This window comes from Rathayibacter rubneri (assembly GCF_023743255.1).
Lineage (GTDB): Bacteria > Actinomycetota > Actinomycetes > Actinomycetales > Microbacteriaceae > Rathayibacter > Rathayibacter rubneri.
Window position 1 is genome coordinate 64,229 of record NZ_JAMRYM010000004.1, and the last position, 19,819, is coordinate 84,047.

The following is a 19,819-nucleotide window of genomic DNA, read 5'->3' on the forward strand; positions in this document are numbered from 1 at the left end:
TGATTCTACGTGCAGGCCCGCGCGGGACGGCGGCTGGCGCGGTCAGGGCCGTAACCGGTCTGTGCGGTTAGCAGCCCTCCCGGCCCCTTCTCCGGCCGTGCGCCGCGACTACACTCGTGCGAATGCACAGCGTCCAGGCCGCCCTCGAGACCCTCCGTGCTCTGGCGGCGACGCCGACCGTGGCGCGACTGGCCGAGGCGTTCGCCGCCCAGGGGCACGAGCTCGCACTGGTGGGCGGTCCCGTCCGCGACGCGTTCCTGGGGCACGGAGTGCACGACCTCGACTTCACCACGTCGGCACGCCCCGACGACATCGTGCGCATCGTCGCTCCGATCGCCGAGGCGCACTGGGACATCGGCCGGGCCTTCGGCACCATCGGCGCGCGGATCTCGGGCGAGACGGTCGAGATCACGACCTACCGCAGCGACAGCTACGACGGAGTCAGCCGCAAGCCCGAAGTCGAGTTCGGCGACACCCTCGAGGGCGATCTGGTGCGGCGCGACTTCACGGTGAATGCGATGGCGCTCCGGATCCCCGAGGTCGTCCTCGTGGATCCCTCCGGGGGCGTGGAGGACCTGCTGGCCGGCCGCCTGCGCACGCCCGCCGACGCCGACGTGTCGTTCGGCGACGATCCGCTCCGCATGCTGCGGGGCGCTCGATTCACGTCGCAGCTCGGCTTCCGCACCACCGAGGAGGTCGAGTGGGCGATGGCCGAGCTCGCGCCGCGCATCCGGGACGTCTCGGCCGAGCGGGTGCAGGAGGAGCTGCGGAAGCTGCTGTCCACCGCGTCCCCGCGGGCGGGCCTGGAGCTCCTCGTCGACACCGGTCTGGCCGGTTACGTCCTCCCGGAGCTGCCCGCTCTGCGTCTGGAGCAGGACGAGCACCACCATCACAAGGACGTCTACGTGCACAGCCTCACCGTGCTGGAGCAGGCGATCTCGCTCGAGGAGTCGCGGAACCCCGGAGCGGCGCCGGACGTCGTGCTGCGCCTCGCCGCGCTGCTGCACGACATCGGCAAGCCCGCGACGCGCCGCCTCGAGGCCGGCGGCGCCGTCAGCTTCCACCACCACGACCTCGTCGGGTCCAAGCTCGCGATCAAGCGGATGCGCGCGCTGAAGTTCGACAAGCAGTCGACGACCGAGGTGGCGCGGCTGATCGAGCTGCACCTGCGGTTCTTCGGCTACACCGACGGAGCCTGGACCGACTCCGCCGTGCGCCGCTACGTGACGGACGCGGGGCCTCTGCTCGAGCGGCTGCACATCCTCACGCGGGCCGACGTGACCACGCGCAACAAGCGCAAGGCCGACCGGCTGGCGCACGCGTACGACGACCTCGAGACGCGCATCGCCGAGCTCGCCGAGAAGGAGGAGCTCGCGTCCAAGCGGCCCGACCTCGACGGCACCGCGATCATGCGGATCCTCGACGTGCCGCCGGGGCCGGAGGTCGGAGCGGCGTACCGCTTCCTGCTCGAGCTGCGGCTCGAGGAGGGCCCGCTGGGCGAGGAGGTCGCGACGCAGCGGCTGAAGGAGTGGTGGGCGGCGCGCTGAGCCGCACCGCTGAGCCGCCGGGTCGAGGCGCCCGCTCGGGCCGCCGGATCGGGCGCAGATCTCCTGACCGCGGGAACGGCCGCGATGGTAGGGTGTCCAGGTTGTCCACGACCAGACGCACTCGCGTCCGCGGGAGTGGGCAGATGCTACATACCCTCCTGTCACGGAAATACCGTGGCCGTTCAGTCCGAAGGAGGTGGGTTAGTGACGCATCAGTACGAAATCATGGTCATCCTGGACCCCGAGATCGATGAGCGCACCGTCGCTCCGAGTCTCGACAAGTTCCTCAACGTCATCCGCACCGATGGTGGATCCATCGACAAGGTGGACGTCTGGGGCCGTCGTCGTCTGGCGTACGAGATCAACAAGAAGTCCGAGGGCATCTACGCCGTCGTCGACTTCACGTCGACCTCTGCCGCCGCGAACGAGCTCGACCGTCAGCTGAAGCTGTCCGAGGCCGTCATGCGCACCAAGGTGCTGCGGGCTGAAGAGGGCATCGCCCAGGTCGCCGCCGCTGCGAAGCTCGCCGACGAGAAGGCCGCCCGCAAGGCTGCCAAGGCCTCGGCCGCTCCCAAGGCGTAGCGCTCATGGCCGGCGAGACGATCATCACCGTGGTGGGGAACCTCACCTCCGACCCCGAGCTGCGCTACACGCAGAACGGGCTCGCGGTCGCGAACTTCACCATCGCCTCCACTCCGCGCACCTTCGACCGTCAGGCGAACGACTGGAAGGACGGCGAAGCGCTGTTCCTCCGGGCCTCCGTCTGGCGCGAGTTCGCCGAGCACGTCGCGGGATCGCTGACCAAGGGGAGCCGCGTCATCGCGACCGGCCGCCTGAAGCAGCGCTCGTACGAGACGAAGGAAGGCGAGAAGCGCACCAGCATCGAGCTCGAGATCGACGAGATCGGTCCCTCGCTCCGCTACGCGACCGCACAGGTCACGCGTGCCTCCGGTGGGGGCGCGGGCGGCGGACGCGGGCAGGTCGGCGGCGGTCAGGGCGCGAGCCAGGGCGGACAGGGCGGCTTCGGCGGCAACCAGGGGGGCTCCGGCGGCAACGCGGGAGGCAACCGCGGTGGCCAGGCCGAGGAGCCGTGGGCGCCGAGCGCGCCGGCCGGTGGCGACGTCTGGAGCACGCCGGGCAGCTACAACGACGAGACTCCGTTCTGAGCCTCGGGCTCGGACGCGACCTCACCTGAATCACGCTCCCTCCGCACGCCGCACGAGCGGCGGCGGAGGGGGGCGAACCAGAATCTAAGGAAACCACTATGGCTGGAAAGAGCAGCGGCGACCGCCGCAAGCCGATCCGCGGCAAGGGCGCGAAGAACGCGGCCCCCGCGAAGTCGGTCCGCGTGGGTGTCATCGACTACAAGGATGTCGCGACCCTCCGCAAGTTCATCTCGGAGCGCGGGAAGATCCGCGCCCGTCGTATCACCGGCGTCTCCGTCCAGGAGCAGCGCCTCATCGCCCGTGCCGTCAAGAACGCCCGCGAGATGGCGCTCCTGCCCTACGCCGGCAGCGGAAGGTAGGTAACGGTATGTCCAAGGTCATCCTGACCCACGAGGTCGACGGTCTCGGCTCCGCCGGTGACGTCGTCGACGTCAAGAACGGCTACGCCCGCAACTTCCTCATCCCGCAGGGCTTCGGCGTCGCGTGGACCCGTGGAGGCGAGAAGCAGGTCGAGCAGATCAAGTCGGCCCGCGCCGCGCGCGAGCACAAGACGATCGAAGAGGCGCAGCACACCAAGCAGGTCCTCGAGGCCAACCGGGTGAAGCTCACCGTCAAGGCGGGCCGCGACGGCCGCCTGTTCGGCTCGGTCAAGACGAGCGACATCGCCACCGCTGTGGCGGCCGCCGGCTTCGGCGACCTCGACAAGCGCAAGATCGTCATCGCGAACGCGATCAAGACGGTCGGCGAGCACGAGGCCGTGGTGCGTCTGCGCGACGACATCCAGGCCACCGTGAAGCTCCAGGTGGTCGCGGCCAAGTAAGGCCGCGAGACACGCCTCGAAGGGCGGTGCGGCGGGATCCCCGGGTCCTGCTGCACCGCCCTTCGTCGTCCCGTTCTCCACAGCTCCATCCACATACACCCAATCGCGGGGACAACCTTCAACGTGGTCTGGAGACTCTTTTCCACACACACCTGTGGAGTGCGCATAACGCCTGGTCAGCGGGCCGAAAAAAGATTGCTGCGGCTCCTGATTCCACAGGGTTCTCCACATGTTCCCCACACGTGGTCCGGCGTTTCACCACAGTTGTCCACACTCTCCTCCACAGGGCGGTTTGACCGTGGCGGCGAGCGGTACGTAGTGTGGCGCAGCGCCCCGCGAGGGGAGCGGGACGAGGCGTCCGGAGCATCGGCGCCGACCCTGTCGGAGGTCGCTGGTAGACCGGATCCGACGCACGCGATCACGGCTCGGCCGACGATCCGCGCGTTCCCGCGAGGCACCCGACGACAGGAGGCGAAGGCATGACGATCGCGCACCTGGCGGTTCCCGGCTCGGACGGACGGAGCGAGGGTCGCGGCGAGGGCCGCGGCGACTCCCCGCGTCACGAGCGCACCCCTCCGCACGATCTGCTCGCCGAGCAGTCGGCGCTCGGAGGAATGCTGCTCTCGAAGGACGCCGTCGCCGACGTCGTCGAGAGCGTCAAAGCCACCGACTTCTACATCCCCAAGCACGAGATCGTGTTCGACGCGATCCTGCAGCTCTACTCGCACGGCGAGCCGACCGACGTCATCGCGGTCACCGACGAGCTCACCAAGCAGGGAGAGCTGCAGCGCGCCGGCGGTGCCGACTACCTGCACTCGCTCACCGCGATGGTGCCCACGGCCGCGAACGCCGGCTACTACGCGTCGATCGTCGCCGAGCGCGCACTGCTGCGCCGCCTCGTCGAGGCCGGCACGCGCATCGTGCAGATGGGCTACCAGGGCGAGGGCGAGGTGCTCGATCTCGTCAACACCGCTCAGGCCGAGATCTACAACGTCACCGGATCCGAGGCGGCCGAGGACTACGTGCCGCTGACCGACGCCGTCACCGTCGCCATCGACGAGATCGAGGCGGCCGCGCACAAGGACGGCGCGTTCACCGGCGTGCCGACCGGCTTCGCCGACCTCGACGACCTGACCAACGGGTTCCACCCGGGCCAGATGATCATCGTCGCGGCGCGACCCGCGCTCGGAAAGTCGACGCTCGCCCTCGACTTCGCGCGCGCCGCCGCGATCAAGCACCAGATGCCCACGATCTTCTTCTCGCTCGAGATGGGGCGCAGCGAGATCGCGATGCGCCTGCTCTCGGCCGAGGCCTCCGTGCCGCTGCAGCACATGCGCAAGGGCACCGTCGACCAGCGCGACTGGACGACCATCGCGTCGACCCGCGGCCGCATCAACGACGCTCCGCTCTACATCGACGACTCGCCGAACCTCACGCTCGTCGAGATCCGGGCGAAGTGCCGCCGGCTCAAGCAGCGCATCGGCCTCAAGATGGTCGTCATCGACTACCTGCAGCTGATGACCTCCGGCAAGAAGGTCGAGAGCCGCCAGCAGGAGGTCTCGGAGTTCTCCCGTGCGCTCAAGCTCCTCGCGAAGGAGCTCCAGGTGCCGGTCATCGCGCTGTCGCAGCTGAACCGTGGTCCGGAGCAGCGCGCCGACAAGCTCCCCGCGATCTCCGACCTCCGCGAGTCCGGCTCGATCGAGCAGGACGCCGACATGGTGATCCTCCTGCACCGCGAGAGCGCGTACGAGAAGGACAATCCCCGCGCCGGCGAGGCCGACCTGATCGTCGCGAAGCACCGCAACGGCCCGACCCGCACGGTCACCGTCGGCTTCCACGGCCACTTCTCGCGCTTCGCCGACATCCCGGCGGTGTAGGGCCCGTGCCCGCTCCGATCGACGACGTGCCCCTCGACGGCGAGTCCATCCGCCTGGGGCAGTTCCTGAAGTTCGCCGGGATCATCGACTCGGGCGGAGAGGTGAAGGAGATCGTCGCGGACGGTCTCGTGACGGTCAACGGCGAGGTCGACCGTCGTCGCGGGCGCCAGCTGGCGGTCGGCGACGTGGTCGGGTTCGGCGGTCGCCGGTACCGCGTGGGTGCGTGACATCGACCATTCAGCGGTGATCGCCGGTCGGGCGGTGCTGGAGCGGTGACCGGCTCCTCCTGAGTGCTGCACGCCGCGCAGCCGTGGATGCTGTCAAGCAGAACCTCCGCGGCGGTGCGGGTGCCAGGCTCGGAGGACTTCGGCACCCGGGTGCTCCGTGGACTCGACGCGGACCCGGACGTCGCCTCGCGAACGACAGGAGATCGTCATATGCAGGTAGGCATCCACTTCATGGACTTCACGCTGCCGGGCGGGAGTGCGGGCATCGCCCCGATCCTGGGAGCGACGGCGCGGACGGCCGAGGACGTGGGCTGCGAGTGGTTCACGCTGATGGACCACTACTTCCAGATGGAGCAGTTCGCGACCAGCGAGGATCCGATGCTCGAGGGGTACACCTCGCTCGGGTTCCTCGCGGGGCGGACGGAGCGGCTCCGCCTCGGACTGCTCGTGACCGGGGTGACCTATCGGCACCCGGGGCTGCTCGCCAAGATCGTGACGACGCTCGACGTGCTCTCGGGCGGTCGCGCGATGCTCGGCATCGGTGCCGCCTGGTACGAGCGCGAGCACCTCGGGCTCGGCGTGCCGTACCCGCCGCTCAAGGAGCGGTTCGAGCGCCTCGAGGAGACGCTGCGGATCTGCCGGCAGATGTGGAGCGACGACGACGGGCCGTTCGAGGGCGAGCACTACCGGCTGGCCGAGACGCTGAACCACCCGGAGCCGATCCGGGAGTCGGGTCCTCCGATCCTGATCGGCGGTGGTGGCGAGAAGAAGACGCTGCGGCTCGTGGCGCAGTACGGCGACGCGTGCAACCTGTTCGCGACGGGCGCCGAGGCGGTCGCGCACAAGCTGGACGTGCTGCGGCGGCACTGCGACGAGCTCGGGCGCGACTACGACGCGATCACGAAGACGATCATCGGCGGCGGGGATCCGATCGGCGACCCCGACGGCTTCGTGCGGGCGATGGAGGAGTACGCGGCGATCGGGATCACGCTGGTGGAGCTGGCACCGCAGGGCCCGGACCCGGAGGGATACGTGGCGCGGCTGGGCGAGAGCGTGATCGGGCGGCTGGGGGAGCTGGGCTGAGCGCACCCTCCTGTGCTGACAGCGGCGGCGGCGCCTCCCTGCTGATCGAGTAGAGCGAGCGCGGCCGTATCGAGATCCGCGTTCCCGGGGTCGGGGTCTCGATACGCGCCTGCGGCGCTACTCGACCAGCAGGAACGGCGGGACTGCTCGAGCGGCAGGAACGGCGGGGCTGCTCGACCAGCGGAAAGGGCGGGCCTAGTCGACCGGCGCAGGCGCGGTCGGGCACCCGCAGGTCTCGCCGAGGACCAGGGTCGTCGGCAGGCGGACGTGGCGGACCGGTGCGTCGCTGTATGTCTCGCCGAGGAGCTCGAAGGCGATGCGGGCCATCTCGGGGACGGGGACCGCCACGGTGGTGACGCGCACGCCTCCGAGCAGCGCCTCGCGGATGCCGTCGAAGCCGACCACGGCGAGGTCGGACGGAACGCGGATCCCCTCCTGCGACGCGGCGCGGAGGAGGGCGAGTGCGTGCTCGTCGGTCGTCGCGAACACGGCGCGGGGCCGCTCCTCGCGCAGCACGGTGCGCAGCGCCTGCTCGGAGGAGACGCGGTCCATCGGGACGCGGTGCAGGCGACCGCCGGCTCCGGCCTCCGCGACCGCGTCGGCCCACGAGCGCGCACGCAGGCCCGACGGACCGAAGTCGTCGGGTCCGGTCACGCAGTGCACGTCGTCGTAGCCGTGGGCGAGGAGGTGCTCGACGGCCGAGCGGGTGCCCTGCTCGTCGTCGAACACCACGCTCGGCTCGTCGCCCGTGGGCGGCGAGGAGTGCAGGAAGACGCGCGGAGCGGTGTCGGCGGCGCTCGCCGGATCGATCGTGACGAGCAGGATGCCCGCGGTGCGCAGGTCGGCGAAGGTGCGCTCGTAGCCGCGCTCGACCTCGGGGTCGTACTCGGTGTTGCCCAGCAGCGTCAGCAGCGATCGTCGGCGGGCCTCGTGCTCGATGTGCCGCACCAGCTCGCCGAAGAAGGCGTTGGAGGAGTCGGGGACCAGCAGGCCGACCAGACTCGAGCGGCCGACGCTGAGCGCCTCCGCCAGGGAGTTGCGGCGGTAGCCGAGCTCGGCGATGGCCTCCTCCACGCGCTGGCGGAGTTCCGCCGATACCGGGCGCGGTCCGTCGTTCACGACGTAGCTGACGACCGTGCTCGACGTGCCGGCCGCGCGCGCCACGTCGGCGAGGGTCGGTCGCCGGGGCCGGGGGGACATCCGGTCAGCCTAGGTCACGGCTCCCGGGCACCCGGATCGAGCCCGCGAGCGCGCACGACGTCGGCTCGGAGCGGTGCTCGGGCGCGACGGCCGTCGAGGAGGAGTCCGGAGGAGGGCTCTGCAGCGGGTCGTGCGGCGGGACCGTCGCGACCCGGCCGGGTGCCGCCTCCGTACACTCGCAGGGTGAGCACCGACCCCCGCGACGCTCGCCGAGGCCGCGCCACGATCGCCGATGTCGCGCTGGCGGCGGGGGTGAGCATCCGCACCGCGTCCCGGGCGCTCGGCGGCTCGGCGAAGGTGGCGGAGGCGACCCGCACGCGGGTGGAGCAGGCGGCGGCGGCGCTGCGGTTCCGGCCGAACGCGCTGGCGCGCGAGCTGCGGACCGGCGGGGTGAGCTCGACGATCGGGCTCCTCGTGGGCGAGATCACGAACCCGTTCTCGGGCGCGCTCGCGGCAGGAGCGATCGACGCCGCCTCCGCTCGCGGGCTGACGGTGCTGGTCGCCGCGTCCGGGGACGTGCCGGAGGGGGAGCGGCCCGCGGTCGCAGGCATGCTCGAGCGGAGGGTGCGCGCGCTGCTGCTCGTGCCGAGCGCCCAGGATCACGGCTACCTCGACGGCGAGCGGCGCCTCGGCACCCCGGTGGTCGCGCTCGACCGTCCCCTCGTCGGCGCCGAGTCCGACAGCGTGCTGCTGGACGACCGGGGCGGGGCGCGCGCCGCGGTCACCGCCCTGCTCGCCGCCGGTCATCGACGGATCGCGTTCGTGGGCAGTCCGCGCACGCTCTACACGCACGGGCAGCGGCTCGCGGGCTTCGAGGACGCGCTGGACGGTTCCGGCCCGGTGCGCGAGGACGGCGTCAGCGCCGAGGAGGCGGAGGCGGCCGCGCGCGACCTCCTCGCCGGCGAGACGCCTCCGGACGCCGTCTTCGCGGGCAACAACCGCGCGACGCTCGGCGTGCACCGCGCCATCGCAGGGCGGGACGTGGCGCTGATCGGCTTCGACGACTCGGAGGTCGCCCAGGAGCTGGGCATCAGCGTGGTCGCGCACGACCCGCGGCGGATGGGGGCGGAGGCGGTCGGACTCGCACTCGCCCGGCTCGCGGACCTGGACGGGGAGCCGCGGCGGCTCGTCCTGCCGACCTCGCTGGTGCTGCGCGGGCAGCTGGCCGGGTGAGGCGGCACCCTCTCGACCGTGACCCCCCATTAGGGTGGCTTCGGTTCCGCGGGTCCGCCGAGCCGTACTGTTCGGAGCACCCATCGCGGGTACCGAGCCCACGCTGACGTGGGCAGATCGCTGGCCTTCATGCCGCCCACGTCCGATCGATCCTCTCTGCGGCGTCGCCGGCAGTCCCGCGGAAGGGCCGTCATCGCCGGCACCGCCGGTCTCGCCGTGATCGCCGTCGGTCTCCTCGCGGGCACCGCCGCCCAGGCCGCGACCGCACCCGACCTCGGCACCGCCGGGGAGTACTCCGTGCTCGCCGGTTCGACCGTGACCAACACCGGAGACACGATCCTGCAGGACTCGCTCGGCCTCAGCCCGGGCACCGCTGTCACCGGCTTCCCGCCGGGCATCGTCCAGGGCGAGCGGAACGTCGCGAACGCGGACGCGCTCCAGGCCAAGTCCGACCTGGTCGTCGCGTACGACCAACTCGCGTCCCAGGCTCGTGACGAGGACATCGAGGGCGACCTCGTCGGCCGGACCTTCGTGCCCGGGGTCTACCGCGGAGCGGGACCGATCGGCATCACCGGGACGGTGACCCTCGATGCAGAGGGCGTTCCCGGCTCGATCTTCGTGTTCCAGATGGCGAGCACTCTGATCACCGGATCGCAGAGCACTGTGGCGCTGATCAACGGCGCGCAGGCCTGCAACGTGTACTGGCAGGTCGGCAGCTCGGCGACCCTCGGGACGAACTCCGACTTCGCCGGGTCGATCCTCGCGCTCGCCTCGGTCACCGTGACCACCGGTGCCGACGTCGAGGGGCGCGCGCTCGCGCAGACCGCCGCGGTGACGCTGGACGACAACGTCTTCTCGACTCCGGGATGCGCGACGACGCCGACTCCGACGGAGACGCCGACGGTCATTCCGACTGTGACGCCGACTGTGACGCCGACCGTCGTTCCGACCGTGACTCCGACGGTCACGCCCACGGTGGCTCCGACTGTGACTCCGACGGTCACGCCGACTGTGACTCCGACGGTCACGCCGACTGTCGTTCCGACCGTGACTCCGACGGTCACCCCGACTGTGACGCCCACGGTGACTCCGACGGTCACCCCGACCGTGACTCCGACTGTGACGCCCACGGTCACGCCGACTGTGACTCCGACTGTGACGCCGACGGTCACCCCGACTGTGACTCCGACGGTCACGCCCACGGTGACTCCGACGGTGACGCCGACTGTGACGCCGACCGTGACGCCGACGGCCACGCCTACCGTGACTCCGACGGTCACCCCGACAGTGACGCCCACGGTCACTCCGACCGTGACGCCGACTGTGACGCCCACGGTCACTCCGACCGTGACGCCCACCGTGACTCCGACGGTGACGCCCACGGTGACGCCGACTGCGACGCCCACCAGCACCCCGACGGCCGTGCCGCCGATGGCGAACCCGAAGCCCCCGCAGTCGGGCGGAGTGGCCGCTCCGGTCGTGAAGCCCCGCGGGCCCAGCACCGGACTCGCCTCGACCGGCGCCGACGGAGTCTCGCTCGCCCTGACGGCGATGCTGGCGCTCGCGGGACTGCTCGGTGGAGCGGCCCTGATGATCAGCGAACGCCGCCGCCGCGAGCAGACGGGGAGCTGATCCTCCGCTAGACGACCGAGCGCCGGGCCCCGAGAGGGCCCGGCGCTTCGTCGTGCGCCCGGCCGATCGGAATGTTTCACGTCGCCGTAATAAACGAGCGCGGCTGCGAAACACAGCGCGACTATGGTCACACGCTAACCGCTTAGAGCCCCGTGCGCCCGCGGAGCGCCAGCAGCACCCGACCCCCTGGAGCGCCGATGTCCGCCACCCTCACCCCGTTGCGCCGAGAGCGTGCGCGGGCGCTCCTGGTCGAGCGGCTCGCCCGGCTCGAGCCGCAGCCGGTCGAGGTCTCCGACTCCCGCGTCGTCACGGCGATCACCCGGGCCGCGTGGGCGCAGGCCGTGCTGCGGGCTGCGGCGTCGGCGAGCAATCTCTCCCTCGCGCACACCCGCCTCGCCGTCCTCGGCGCCGGTCCGCTCGCCCGCGAGCTGGCGACCCGCACGGCGGCGATGGGCGCTCGCGTCCTCGTCGTCGGGGACGACCCGGTGGCCCTCGTCGAGCTCGCGCAGCTCGGCCTGGCCGTCGCGGTCATCGACGGCGCCCGCCTCGACGACGTCGTGCTCGCCTTCGCGACGGGGGAGCTCGACCGCCCGGTCGACGCCGGCGCGCTCGGCCGCGGCGGACCCGTGCTGGTCGTCGACGCTGCGGAGGACGCGAACGCGGTCTCCGTGGAGACCGACTCCTCCTCCGGCCGGCCGGGCATCGCGAGGATCCTCGGCACCGACCGCGAGGCCTTCGTGCTCGTCGCGCGCGAGGCGGCCGACGGCTCGACCCGGCGGACCCGCGAGCAGCTCTCCTCCGCCTTCTCGGCGGCGCTCTCCGAAGCGCGCGCGGCCGATCCGGGAGCGGACGGAGCCGATCTGGCGGCCCGCGCCGACCGGGCCCTCGCCCTCGAGGTGCTCGCGTGAGCGGCCGCATCCGCGACGCCTCACTCTGGCGCCAGGGCCAGGACAAGATCGACTGGGCAGCCCGCTTCATGCCGGTGACCGGTACCGTCGTCGGCCAGCTGCGCGAGAACGGCTCGATCGCGGGGCTGCGCATCGGGCTCGTCCTGGTGCTCGAGCCCAAGACCGCGACCCTCGCCCTCGAGCTCGCGGCGGCCGGTGCCGATGTCAGCGTGATGTGCGGCGCCTCCAACACCCACGACGACACCGCGGCCGCCCTCGAGCACGCGGGAGTGAGCGTGTTCGCCCGCTCGGACGCGACCGCCGCCGAGGACCACGCCTTCGCGCTCGACCTCCTCGACCGCCGGCTCGACATCCTCGTCGACGACGGCTCCTCCGTCACCCGCCTCGCGCACACCGAGCGCCCCGCCGTCCTCGAGACCCTGCGCGGCGCCACGGAGGAGACCACGAGCGGACTCCGACCGCTGCGGGTCATGGAGCGCGAGGGCGCCCTGCGCATCCCGGTCCTCGCCGTGAACGACGCGCGCTGCAAGACCCTCTTCGACAACCGGCACGGCACCGGGCAGTCGACGCTGCTCACCATGCTCGACCTGCTCGCCGCTCCGCTGGACCGCGCGCACGTCGTCGTCGCCGGCTTCGGTCACGTGGGCCGCGGAGTGGCGCAGCACGCCCGCGCACTCGGCGCGCGCGTGACGGTGTCGGAGGTCGATCCGGTGCGGGCGCTGGAGGCCGTCTTCGCGGGCTACGACGTCGCTCCGCTGGAGGACGCCGCGCGCACGGCCGATCTGCTCGTGTCGGCGACCGGCATCGCGCACACGATCGACGTCGAGCACCTGCTCGCCCTGCCCGAGGGAGCCGCGGTCGCGGTGTCGGGGGGAGTGGCCCAGGAGATCGCGATCGACGCGGCCGTCGCCGCGGGTGCGGTCCGCGAGACCATCGGCCACGCACTCGAGCGCTTCGTGCTGCCCACCGGGCGCTCGATCGTGGTGCTCGACGACGGCGGCTGCATCAACTGCACGGCGGGCGAGGGCAATCCGATCGAGATCATGGACCTGTCCTTCGGCGTGCAGGCGGCGGCCATCGACGTGCTGGCACGGGAGGCCGGCAGCCTCGCTCCGGCGGTCCACCTGCTCCCGCCCGAGGTCGACGACCGGGTGGCGCGCGCCAAGCTGGCCTCCCTCGGCGTCGCGATCGACCGCGCCAGCCGCGCCCAGCAGGACTTCCTCGGCAGCTGGACCTCGACCGGCCGCCGTGCCGCTCCCCAGCGCGACGGAGCGCGCTCGTGAGCGAGCTGCTCCGTCTCGAGGGCGTCGGAGTCACCTACCGCAGCGCCACCGTGCCCGCTCTCGTCGACGCGTCCTTCTCGGTCTCGAGCGGGGAGGTCGTGCTGATCGCGGGCCCCTCGGGCTGCGGCAAGAGCACTCTGCTGCGCGTGCTGAACGGCCTCGTGCCGCGCTCGTACCGGGCCGAGGTGACCGGTCGGATCGAGGTCGAGGGCCGCGACGCCGCCCCGCTCGCCCTCCGCGACCTCTCCGAGGTCGTCGGCACGCTGCTCCAGGACCCGGCGAAGCAGGTGGTGGGCCACAGCGTGCTCGCCGAGATCGCGTTCGGACTCGAGAACCGCGGCACGCCGCCGCGCGAGATCCGCGAGCGCGCCCACCGGGTCGCCGAGCGGCTCGGACTCACGGCGCTGCTCTCGACCCCGCCGCACGAGCTCTCGGGCGGTCAGCTCCAGCTCGTCGCGTTCGCCGGGATCCTCGTGCTCGATCCGAAGGTCATCGTGATCGACGAACCGCTCGCCAATCTCGATCCGGACGCGGCCGACGTGCTGCTCGCCGCCGTCCGCTCCTACGTCGACCAAGGCGGGGCGGCGGTGATCGTCGAGCACCGGGTCGACGAGGTGCTCGCCCTCGCGCCCGACCGGGTCGTCTATCTGGAGGAGGGCCGGGTCGTCTACTCGGGCGACGTCGACGGCTTCCTCGAGGTCGCGTCACCGGAGTCGGTGAAGCTGCCGTTCTCGGCGCTGCTCGCGAGCGCATCGGGCGAGGAGGAGGCGCTGCCGGAGTCGATTCCGATCGCTCCGGGAGCCGCGGCCCGCCTGCACTTCGAGGGGGCGGAGCTCGGGTACGGCGCGCGCACGATCGTCTCGGCCGTCGAGCGCCGCTTCGAGGCGGGGGAGCGCGTCGCGATCCTCGGCCGCAATGGTGCCGGCAAGTCGACCCTCATGCGCGCGGCCGTCGGACTCGTCGCTCCGACCCGCGGACGGGTGCTGCTCGACGCGCGCCCGGTGCACGAGCTCAGCGCCGCCGAGCTGGTCTCGACCTGCGGCTACCTTTTCCAGAACCCCGGGCAGGCGCTGTTCAGCGAGAACGTGGGCGCCGAGCTCGCGTTCGGGCCGCGCAACCTGGGGGTGCCGGAGGAGGAGATCCCCGCGATCGCGGATGCCGCGCTGCGCGCCGTCTCGCTGCACGACGTGCCCGGCATCCTGGAGCGGCCGCCGCGCACGCTGTCCTTCGGGCAGCAGCGGCGGCTGGCCGTGGCGCTGGCCCTCACGCTCCGCCCGCGCACGCTGATCCTCGACGAGCCGACCGCCGGCCAGGACGAGCGCTCGTCGCGCCACTTCCTCGACGCCGTCTGGGCGATCGAGGGCATCGACAGCGTCTACTTCATCACCCACGACGTCGACATGGCGCTCGCGCGGGCCGACCGCGTCGTGGTCGTCGACGGCGGGGGGATCGTCGCCGACGCGACCCCGGCCGAGATCGTGCACGACCTCGAGCTGTGGCACGAGCCCGGCGAGGCCGCCGGCGGACGCGCCGTGCTGCGCGGGACCGACTTCGTGCGCGCCGCCCGCGAGCACGGACCGGTGGCAGGCCGGCTCCCGCGCCCCCTCGACCTCGCCCGACGCCTGCGCCTCTCCCTCGACGCTCCTCACTCCCTGGACGCTCCTCCCCACCCCCTCGAAAGGACACACCCGTGACCACCACCGCGACTCCCGCCCGGACCGGCCCCTGGGCCGTCTCGTCCCGCACGATCGTCTTCGGCGCCGTCGGCGCCGCCCTCTACGGGGCGCTCGGCGCACTCAGCTTCGTGCTCCCCGGCACGATGATCTCGATCCGCCCGGCCATCGCGATCATCCCCTTCGTGGGTCTGCGCTTCGGCCCGATCGCCGGCTTCTTCACGGGCGCCGTCGGCAACGCGATCGTCGATCAGATCATGGGCTACGGATTCCTGACCTACTGGAACTGGAGCATCGCGAACGGGCTCGTCGGCCTGCTCGCCGGCCTCATCGGCTACTACGCCAAGGAGCCGCGCTCCACCGGTCGCCAGGTCGTCTGGGCCGCCGCCATCGCGGTCGCCGCGGTCGTCGTGGGACTGCTCTTCACCGTCACCGACCTGCTGCTGGGCGTCACCGTCGAGTACTGGTTCTTCGGCTCCTACCTCCTCGCGATCCTCGCGACCGGCATCACCGCGGCGATCCTGGTCCCCGTGCTCGACCGGGTCTGGAAGCCGCTGCAGAACCTCGCCGGACGCTGACCGGTGGAGGTCTCGCCTCGATACCTCGGCGGCGACTCCTTCCTCGGCCGTCGGGATCCGCGCGTGCTCATCGTCGTCCCGGTGATGCTCGTGATCACCGCGACGCAGGTGAAGGACCTGAGGTGGATGGTGGCGCTCGCCGCGGTGGCGTTCGCCTACTACCTCAGCGCGCGGATCCCGTTCCGCGAGGTCCGCTCGAACTGGGCCGTCGTGGCCGTGTTCGTCGTGGTCTTCGCGGGGATCAACGGGCTGATCGTCGGCGCGACGAGCTCGGGCGAGCCCGAGACGGGCGCGACCCTGTTCACCGTGCCGCTGATCGGGCTGCCGATCACGGAGGGAGCCGTCTCGTACGCGGTGAACATGCTGCTGCGCTTCCTCGCCCTGGTCGCGGTCGGCTTCCCGCTGGCCTTCGCGATCCGCCCCGGCGACCTCGCGGTCGCGTTCGCCCGGCTGGGAGTCCCGGCGCGCTTCGCGTACGGCATCGACCTGACCTTCAAGTTCCTCCCCAGCGCCGCCGCGAACCTGCAGGAGACCGCCGCCGCCCAGCGCCTGCGCGGCTACGAGCGGGCCGAGACCCGCAACCCGGTGCGCCGGCTGCGCGAGGTGGCTCCGCTCATGGTCCCCGTCACCATCACCTCGTTCGTGGACGCGGAGGACACGGTCGACGCGCTGGATCTGCGGGGCTTCGGCACCGCGAAGCGCACGTGGCTCCGAGAGATCCACTACGCGCCGGCCGACTGGGCGGTGACGGCGCTCGCCGTGCTGCTCGCCGCGGCCGCCTCGATCGCGAGCATCACGGGGCTCATGCCGTCGGCGTGGATCCCGTGACGGGCGTCGAGGTCCACCTGGCGCCCTGGGTGGTGCCGGTGGCCGGCGAGCCGATCCGCGGCGGTGCCGTGGCGGTGCGCGGCGAGCGGATCCTCGCGGTCGGTCCGCGCGACGAGGTCCTCGCCGAGGGGGCCGATCGGGTGCGGGAGTGGGACGGCGCGATCACTCCGGGACTCGTCAACGCCCACTCCCACCTGCAGTACACCTGCATGGCGGCCGTCGGAGCCGGCCGCTACGAGGGCTTCGAGGACTGGTCGCGCGCGTTCCAGGTGGTCTACGAGCAGCCGCACGACTGGGCCGCCTCGGCCGCCGACGGGCTCGCGATCGCGGTGTCGACCGGCACCACCGCCATCGCCGACATCGTCACCGATCTCGAGGCGCTCGACGTGCTCGAGGCCGGCCGCGTTCACGGCATCGCCTACTGGGAGCTGATGAGCCTCCTCGAGGACGACTGGCGCGGCAGCGGCCGGTCGATCACCGCAGAGCTGGTGCGCACGTCCGGAGTCACGCGGATCGGCCTCTCGCCGCACGCGCCCTACTCGCTCGACACCCCGGTGCTGAGCGATCTCACCGGGCTGTCGCAGGAGCTCGGCGTGCGTCGGCACCTGCACCTGGCCGAGTCGGCGTGGGAGGCGGAGTACACCATGCACGGCCGCGGCGCGCTGGCCGAGCAGTGGCGCCGCTGGGGCTACGACGCCTTCCATCTGCTCCGCAACGGCGGCAGCGCCCTGAGGCCCGTCGCCTACGCCGAGACGATCGGAGCGCTCGGCGACGACGTGCACATCGCGCACGGGATCTACGTGGACGCCGAGGACAGGGCGACGCTGCGCCGCGCCGGCACCTCTGTCGCCCTGTGCCCGCGCTCGAACGCGGTGATCGGGCTCGACGAGGCGCCGGTCGCCGACTACCTGCGCGAGGGCAACGCGATCGCCGTGGGCACGGACTCGCTCTCGTCGACTCCCTCGCTCGACCTCCTCGGCGATGTGGCCGAGCTGCACCGCATCGCGCGGCAGCAGGGCTACACCGGAAGGGATCTGCATGCGCGGCTCCTGCATGCGGCGACGTTCGGCGGGGCCGTCGCGATGGGAGCGGCCGACTCGTTCGGCGCGCTGGTGCCCGGAGCCCTCGCCGACCTGGCAGTGCTCGACGTGAGCGCCGCGACCGCGGACGACCTGGTCGCCGCGATAGTGGAAGCCGGTGAGGGCACGGCCCTCGCCACGATCATCTCGGGGGAGGTCCGATGGGCGCGGAGCTGACGGGCGAGCTGGTGGACCGGTTGAGCGTGGACGGACGCGTGCTCGAGAGCCTCCGCCGACCGGCGCTCGCCGCGTCGATGGGGTTGGAGCCGCATCCGGAGGGCGGCTGGTACCGCCGCACCTGGACCTCGCCGGAGCGGTTGACGCTGACGGCGCCCGACGGCTCGGTGCGCGAACGACCGGCGGCGACGCTGATCGTGTTCCTGCTCCCGCCGGGGGAGAGTTCGGCCTGGCACCGGGTGTCCTCGGACGAGACGTGGATCTGGAACGGTCCCGGACGCGTGGCCCTGCAATACGGCGGGAGCGGGGAGGAGCCGGTGGACGGGGAGACCGTCGTGCTGGGCTCGCCCTTCGACGGGCACGTCGTGCAGGCGCTCGTCCCCGCGGACGTGTGGCAGCGGACGCTGCCGTCGGAGGAGGACGCGGTCGTCAGCTGCCTCGTCTCGCCGGGGTTCGACTTCGCCGACTTCTCGATGCCGGAGGAGTGACGGGGCGGTCCTCGAGGACGCGGACCCCGAAAGTTCTTCGCCGTCGACTTGACACGGCCCGCGGGTGTGCTAAGTTATTCGAGTTGCCAACGGCCGGAACGGTCGCCGCGAAAGCGGTTCGATAGCTCCGGTGATCTGCACTGCAGGTCCTCGCGTGACAACAGCGAACTCGATCACTCTCGTTGTGAAGCACCTTCTGTGGTGTGGAGGCGGGGTGTGTCCGATTCTTGAGAACTCAACAGCGTGCACTATGTTCAATGCCAATTTTATACCCCGGCCGGGTCTTGTCTGGTTGGGATTCCTTTGGAAATTGATGTCAGTAATGATGTCTTATTTGCTAGAGGTCAAACTTGACTTCCTTCTCTTCGGGGTTGGTTGTCGTAAATTTTTTTACGGAGAGTTTGATCCTGGCTCAGGACGAACGCTGGCGGCGTGCTTAACACATGCAAGTCGAACGATGAAGCCCAGCTTGCTGGGTGGATTAGTGGCGAACGGGTGAGTAACACGTGAGTAACCTGCCCTTGACTCTGGGATAAGCGCTGGAAACGGCGTCTAATACCGGATACGACCTGCCCCGGCATCGGGTGCGGGTGGAAAGTTTTTCGGTCAAGGATGGACTCGCGGCCTATCAGCTTGTTGGTGAGGTAATGGCTCACCAAGGCGACGACGGGTAGCCGGCCTGAGAGGGTGACCGGCCACACTGGGACTGAGACACGGCCCAGACTCCTACGGGAGGCAGCAGTGGGGAATATTGCACAATGGGCGAAAGCCTGATGCAGCAACGCCGCGTGGGGGATGACGGCCTTCGGGTTGTAAACCTCTTTTAGTAGGGAAGAAGGACTTCGGTTTGACGGTACCTGCAGAAAAAGCACCGGCTAACTACGTGCCAGCAGCCGCGGTAATACGTAGGGTGCAAGCGTTGTCCGGAATTATTGGGCGTAAAGAGCTCGTAGGCGGTTTGTCGCGTCTGCTGTGAAAACCCGAGGCTCAACCTCGGGCCTGCAGTGGGTACGGGCAGACTAGAGTGCGGTAGGGGAGAATGGAATTCCTGGTGTAGCGGTGGAATGCGCAGATATCAGGAGGAACACCGATGGCGAAGGCAGTTCTCTGGGCCGTTACTGACGCTGAGGAGCGAAAGCGTGGGGAGCGAACAGGATTAGATACCCTGGTAGTCCACGCCGTAAACGTTGGGAACTAGATGTGGGGACCTTTCCACGGTCTCCGTGTCGCAGCTAACGCATTAAGTTCCCCGCCTGGGGAGTACGGCCGCAAGGCTAAAACTCAAAGGAATTGACGGGGGCCCGCACAAGCGGCGGAGCATGCGGATTAATTCGATGCAACGCGAAGAACCTTACCAAGGCTTGACATATACCGGAAACTTCCAGAAATGGTTGCCCCGCAAGGTCGGTATACAGGTGGTGCATGGTTGTCGTCAGCTCGTGTCGTGAGATGTTGGGTTAAGTCCCGCAACGAGCGCAACCCTCGTTCTATGTTGCCAGCACGTCATGGTGGGAACTCATAGGAGACTGCCGGGGTCAACTCGGAGGAAGGTGGGGATGACGTCAAATCATCATGCCCCTTATGTCTTGGGCTTCACGCATGCTACAATGGCCGGTACAAAGGGCTGCGATACCGTAAGGTGGAGCGAATCCCAAAAAGCCGGTCTCAGTTCGGATTGAGGTCTGCAACTCGACCTCATGAAGTCGGAGTCGCTAGTAATCGCAGATCAGCAACGCTGCGGTGAATACGTTCCCGGGCCTTGTACACACCGCCCGTCAAGTCATGAAAGTCGGTAACACCCGAAGCCGGTGGCCTAACCCCTTGTGGGAGGGAGCCGTCGAAGGTGGGATCGGTGATTAGGACTAAGTCGTAACAAGGTAGCCGTACCGGAAGGTGCGGCTGGATCACCTCCTTTCTAAGGAGCATCTGGACACCGCGTTCCTTGTGAGCGTTGTGTGTTCCAGGCGCCAGATCGAAGCGAATGTCTTCGCTGGTAGCTCATGGGTGGAACATTGAACTGGGTGCAGGTCGAGTTCGTCTCGTGTCAGTACAGCCTTCGGGTTGGGAACGCACGGTACGG

The 19,819-nt window shown here is 70.4% G+C and carries 18 protein-coding genes and 1 rRNA gene; 18 read left to right on the top strand and 1 reads right to left on the bottom strand.

Going from position 1 to position 19,819, the window contains the following annotated elements; all coding sequences use genetic code 11:
• Positions 1–122 precede the first annotated feature (122 nt).
• The 8 genes from NB037_RS02815 (at position 123) to NB037_RS02850 (ending at position 6,720) form a co-directional block, all read left to right on the top strand.
• Positions 123–1,547, top strand: a complete 1,425-nt coding sequence (locus NB037_RS02815; protein WP_251943458.1) for a CCA tRNA nucleotidyltransferase — start codon at positions 123–125, stop codon at positions 1,545–1,547.
• Positions 1,548–1,751: 204 nt separating this feature from the next.
• Positions 1,752–2,129, top strand: a complete 378-nt coding sequence (gene rpsF, locus NB037_RS02820; RefSeq protein WP_068207796.1) for a 30S ribosomal protein S6 — start codon at positions 1,752–1,754, stop codon at positions 2,127–2,129.
• A 5-nt stretch (positions 2,130–2,134) separates the two neighbouring features.
• Entirely contained in the window at positions 2,135–2,713 is a 579-nt protein-coding gene (locus tag NB037_RS02825; protein WP_207403328.1) for a single-stranded DNA-binding protein, read from the top strand.
• 98 nt (positions 2,714–2,811) lie between these two features.
• Entirely contained in the window at positions 2,812–3,072 is a 261-nt protein-coding gene (gene rpsR, locus NB037_RS02830; RefSeq protein WP_055784551.1) for a 30S ribosomal protein S18, read from the top strand.
• Between the two features lie 8 nt (positions 3,073–3,080).
• A complete protein-coding gene (gene rplI / locus NB037_RS02835) occupies positions 3,081–3,533 on the top strand; it encodes a 50S ribosomal protein L9 (protein ID WP_207403329.1) in 453 nt (150 codons plus the stop codon).
• Positions 3,534–4,012: 479 nt separating this feature from the next.
• Positions 4,013–5,410: a replicative DNA helicase gene (gene dnaB / locus NB037_RS02840; RefSeq protein WP_251943460.1), complete on the top strand. Its 1,398-nt coding sequence runs from the start codon at positions 4,013–4,015 to the stop codon at positions 5,408–5,410.
• A 5-nt stretch (positions 5,411–5,415) separates the two neighbouring features.
• A complete protein-coding gene (locus tag NB037_RS02845; protein ID WP_251943462.1) occupies positions 5,416–5,637 on the top strand; it encodes an RNA-binding S4 domain-containing protein in 222 nt (73 codons plus the stop codon).
• Between the two features lie 210 nt (positions 5,638–5,847).
• Positions 5,848–6,720, top strand: coding sequence for an LLM class F420-dependent oxidoreductase (locus NB037_RS02850; protein ID WP_251943463.1), 873 nt, complete (start codon positions 5,848–5,850; stop codon positions 6,718–6,720).
• 195 nt (positions 6,721–6,915) lie between these two features.
• Here NB037_RS02850 and NB037_RS02855 read toward each other — a convergent pair whose 3' ends face one another.
• Positions 6,916–7,920 (bottom strand): LacI family DNA-binding transcriptional regulator, encoded by a 1,005-nt coding sequence (locus NB037_RS02855; RefSeq protein WP_251943465.1) that lies wholly within the window; start codon positions 7,918–7,920, stop codon positions 6,916–6,918.
• Positions 7,921–8,103: 183 nt separating this feature from the next.
• On the opposite strand from NB037_RS02855, the gene NB037_RS02860 reads away from it, so the two are divergent.
• The 10 genes from NB037_RS02860 to NB037_RS02905 all read left to right on the top strand — a co-directional run bounded on the left by NB037_RS02860 (position 8,104) and on the right by NB037_RS02905 (position 19,654).
• Positions 8,104–9,093, top strand: a complete 990-nt coding sequence (locus NB037_RS02860) for a LacI family DNA-binding transcriptional regulator (RefSeq protein ID WP_251943467.1) — start codon at positions 8,104–8,106, stop codon at positions 9,091–9,093.
• A gap of 108 nt (positions 9,094–9,201) precedes the next feature.
• Complete coding sequence (locus NB037_RS02865; protein WP_251943469.1) at positions 9,202–10,725, top strand: ice-binding family protein; 1,524 nt, start codon at positions 9,202–9,204, stop codon at positions 10,723–10,725.
• A gap of 197 nt (positions 10,726–10,922) precedes the next feature.
• Complete coding sequence (locus tag NB037_RS02870; RefSeq protein ID WP_251943471.1) at positions 10,923–11,633, top strand: hypothetical protein; 711 nt, start codon at positions 10,923–10,925, stop codon at positions 11,631–11,633.
• On the top strand, positions 11,630–12,916 hold the full coding sequence (locus NB037_RS02875) for an adenosylhomocysteinase (RefSeq protein WP_251943473.1): 1,287 nt from the start codon (positions 11,630–11,632) through the stop codon (positions 12,914–12,916). Before NB037_RS02870 ends, NB037_RS02875 begins: the two co-directional genes overlap by 4 nt.
• Positions 12,913–14,610, top strand: a complete 1,698-nt coding sequence (locus NB037_RS02880) for an ABC transporter ATP-binding protein (RefSeq protein WP_251943475.1) — start codon at positions 12,913–12,915, stop codon at positions 14,608–14,610. Before NB037_RS02875 ends, NB037_RS02880 begins: the two co-directional genes overlap by 4 nt.
• Positions 14,607–15,167: an ECF transporter S component gene (locus NB037_RS02885; RefSeq protein ID WP_207403339.1), complete on the top strand. Its 561-nt coding sequence runs from the start codon at positions 14,607–14,609 to the stop codon at positions 15,165–15,167. Before NB037_RS02880 ends, NB037_RS02885 begins: the two co-directional genes overlap by 4 nt.
• Positions 15,168–15,230: 63 nt before the next feature.
• On the top strand, positions 15,231–15,995 hold the full coding sequence (locus tag NB037_RS02890) for an energy-coupling factor transporter transmembrane component T family protein (protein WP_251943477.1): 765 nt from the start codon (positions 15,231–15,233) through the stop codon (positions 15,993–15,995).
• A complete protein-coding gene (locus tag NB037_RS02895; protein WP_251943479.1) occupies positions 15,983–17,251 on the top strand; it encodes an amidohydrolase family protein in 1,269 nt (422 codons plus the stop codon). The genes NB037_RS02890 and NB037_RS02895 overlap by 13 nt, the downstream gene beginning before the upstream one ends.
• Positions 17,236–17,739: a cupin domain-containing protein gene (locus NB037_RS02900; protein ID WP_251943481.1), complete on the top strand. Its 504-nt coding sequence runs from the start codon at positions 17,236–17,238 to the stop codon at positions 17,737–17,739. Before NB037_RS02895 ends, NB037_RS02900 begins: the two co-directional genes overlap by 16 nt.
• 389 nt (positions 17,740–18,128) lie before the next feature.
• A 16S ribosomal RNA gene (locus NB037_RS02905) occupies positions 18,129–19,654 on the top strand.
• The last annotated feature ends 165 nt before the right edge of the window (positions 19,655–19,819 follow it).